The organism is Brevundimonas sp., from assembly GCF_032017145.1.
Classification (GTDB): Bacteria; Pseudomonadota; Alphaproteobacteria; order Caulobacterales; family Caulobacteraceae; genus Brevundimonas.
Genome location: NZ_DALZQC010000191.1, coordinates 1 through 2,817, shown reverse-complemented (window position 1 = coordinate 2,817; position 2,817 = coordinate 1). Strand labels below are relative to the sequence as shown.

Annotated in this window: 4 protein-coding genes; 2 read left to right on the top strand and 2 right to left on the bottom strand. The window is 68.4% G+C overall.

The window, feature by feature from the left end; genetic code table 11:
* On the top strand, nt 1-333 hold a 333-nt coding region (locus RTU05_RS17695; protein ID WP_312599608.1), incomplete at its 5' end, for an alpha-hydroxy-acid oxidizing protein.
* Here the strand turns inward: RTU05_RS17695 and RTU05_RS17690 are convergent.
* Nucleotides 300-821 carry a sterol desaturase family protein gene (locus RTU05_RS17690; protein ID WP_312599607.1) on the bottom strand — a complete coding sequence of 174 codons (522 nt, stop codon included), beginning with the start codon at nt 819-821 and terminating at the stop codon, nt 300-302. The genes RTU05_RS17695 and RTU05_RS17690 overlap by 34 nt on opposite strands.
* 38 nt (nt 822-859) lie before the next feature.
* On the opposite strand from RTU05_RS17690, the gene RTU05_RS17685 reads away from it, so the two are divergent.
* The gene (locus RTU05_RS17685; RefSeq protein WP_312599606.1) at nt 860-1,660 is read left to right on the top strand and encodes a sterol desaturase family protein; all 801 of its coding nucleotides are present in this window, start codon (nt 860-862) and stop codon (nt 1,658-1,660) included.
* Here RTU05_RS17685 and RTU05_RS17680 read toward each other — a convergent pair.
* On the bottom strand, nt 1,608-2,817 hold a 1,210-nt coding region (locus tag RTU05_RS17680; protein WP_312599605.1), incomplete at its 5' end, for a thiamine pyrophosphate-dependent enzyme. The two genes, RTU05_RS17685 and RTU05_RS17680, sit on opposite strands and share 53 nt — an antisense overlap.

Here is a 2,817-nt window from a genome sequence, read left to right as displayed (position 1 = left end):
GGCCGGGCCGAGGCGCTGGCCGCCCCCTTCGCCGGCTGGGGCGTTCCGACCGCGCGCAGTCTGAGGGACTGCGCGCAGGCCGCGCCGGAGCTGGATCTGATCGGGTCGGGCGGAATCCGGGACGGCCTGGATGCGGCGCGCGCGATCCGGCTGGGGGCCTGCCTGGTCGGTCAGGCGGCAGGGGTGCTGGAGGCGGGCCTGACATCGACCGAGGCCGTGGTCGAGCATCTGGACCTGATGGCGGCCCAGCTGCGGCTGGCCTGCTTCTGCACCGGCTCCAAGGACCTGGCCGCCCTGTCTCAGGCCCCGTTGCTGGAAGAGCCGCGCTTCTGAGACAGTTCGGCCTTTAGCGCCCGCGCCGAACGCACCCACAGAAAGCCGAATGAGACGCAGCCCTCACGGGTCCGCACGGCATGATGCAGGCGGTGGGCCTGGATTCGACGGGTCCAGAAGCCGGAACGCCCGTCGATCCCCGTCGGGAACCGCCGATGCACCAGACCGTCGTGGAAGAAGAAATAGACCATGCCATAGGCGGTGACGCCCAGGCCGACCGGCAGGGCCCAGGCCCAGACGTGCAGGCCCAGGGCGATCAGAATGATCGCCGGGGCGGCGAACACCACGGCGAACAGATCGTTCTTCTCCAGGACGCCCTCGTGCGGTTCATGATGGCTTCGGTGCCAGGTCCACAGCAGGCCGTGCATGACATAGCGATGCATGGCCCAGGCGAACGCCTCCATTCCCAGGAAGGCCGTCAGGAAGAGCAGGATCATCATCGGCATCGACATCAGCGCATCATAGGCGGTTTGAACCGCGCCCGCCACGACTTGACCTGACCGTCTGTTTGGCCGTCTGTGCGGCCATGCTGATGGACCTGCTCGTCACCACCCTTGCGCTCAGCCTGATCATCGGCGTGCGTTATCTGCTGGTCGGGGTTGTGACCCATTGGCTGCTGTGGTCGGGGGCGGGCCGGGGACGCCAGCTGAACCACAAGCCGACCACCCCGAAACGCATCCGCGCCGAAATCGTCGCCGCGCTGATCTCGTGTCCGATCTACGCCTTGCCTGCGGCCCTGGTGCTGGAGCTTTGGAAGCGGGGCGGGACGGCCATCTACGCCGACATCGACGCCTGGCCGCTGTGGTGGCTGCCGGTCAGCTTCGTCGTCTATATGCTGGCCCACGACGCCTTCTACTATTGGGTGCACCGGGGACTGCATCACCCGCGGATCTTCTCCTGGGCCCATGCCGAGCACCATCGGTCGCGCGATCCCAGCGCCTTCGCCTCCTTCGCCTTCGATCCGGCCGAGGCCGTCGCCACCGCCTGGTTCCTGCCAGCCCTGGCGCTTTTCCTGCCGATCCATTGGGGCGTGGCCCTGGCGCTGCTGACCCTGATGACCGCCACCGCCGTGCTGAACCACGCCGGCCGCGAAGTCTGGCCCGCCTCATGGCTTGGGAGGGCGCCCCTGCGCTGGCTGATCACCGCCACCCACCATGACGCCCATCACAAGCGTTTCAACGGCAACTACGGCCTCTATTTCCAGATGTGGGACCGCATCGCCTCGACCGAGATCATAGCGAGCCGGCCGTCGATCGCGGAAGAGCCGGCCGGCCTCACAGATTGGTCCGCGCCAGCTCCAGAACCTCGTCGCCACGACCGTTCATGATGGCCTTGAGCATGAACAGGCTGAAGCCCTTGGCCTGTTCCTTCTTGATCTTGGGCGGGATGACCAGCTCCTGGCCGGCTGTGACGACGTCCACCAGGGCGGGGCCGGGATGGGCCAGGGCCTGGGCCACCGCATCCTCGACCTGATCCGAGGCCTCGACGCGGAAGGCGGTGACGCCCATGGCGCGGGCCATGGCGGCGAAGTCGGGGTTCTTCAGCTCCGTGCCGACGTCCAGGAAGCCAGCGGCCTTCATCTCCATGGCCACGAAGCCCAGCGAGCCGTTGTTGTAGACCACCACCTTCAGCGGCAGACCCAGCTGCGACAGGCTGATGAAGTCGCCCATCATCATGGTGAAGCCGCCGTCGCCGGACAGGGAGATCACCTGGCGGCCGGGCGCGGCGGCCTGGGCGCCGATGCCCTGCAGCATCGCATTGGCCATGGAGCCGTGGTTGAACGATCCCAACAGACGCCGCCGACCGTTCATGGTCAGATAGCGGGCGGCCCAGACGGTCGGGGTGCCCACGTCGGCGGTGAAGACGGCGTCCTGGGCGGCCAGCCGGTCGATCACGGCGGTCAGATACTGGGGATGGACGGGCCGGTCGGCGGGGGCGGGCCGGGCCAGCTCGTCCAGACCCTTTCGCGCCTCGGCATAGTGTTTGCGGGCGGCCTGGAGGAAGCGTGACGAGCGATCCGTCCTCAGGTGCGGGATCAGGGCGGGGATGGTCTCGGCCACGTCGCCGACGATCCCTTGCGCCAGATGGGCGCGCTTGCCCAGCGCCGACGGGTCGCGGTCGATCTGGATGATCCTGGCGTCCGAGGGGTAGAAGTTGCGGTAGGGGAAGTCGGTCCCCAGCATGACCAGGGCGTCGCAGTTCATCAGGGCGTGATAGCCGGACGAGAAGCCGATCAGGCCGGTCATGCCGACGTCATAGGGATTGTCCCATTCGACGTGCTCCTTGCCGCGCAGGGCGTGGACGACCGGGGCCTGAAGCGTCTGGGCCAGGGCCAGAACCTGGTCGTGGGCGCCCGCGCAGCCGCTGCCGGCCAGGATGGCTACCTTGTCGGCCGCGTTCAGCAGCTGGGCCGCCTGCGTCACGTCGCCGAGGGCGGGGCTGACGCGCGGCCGGGCCGGGGCGGACCAGTCGGGCGAGGCTCCG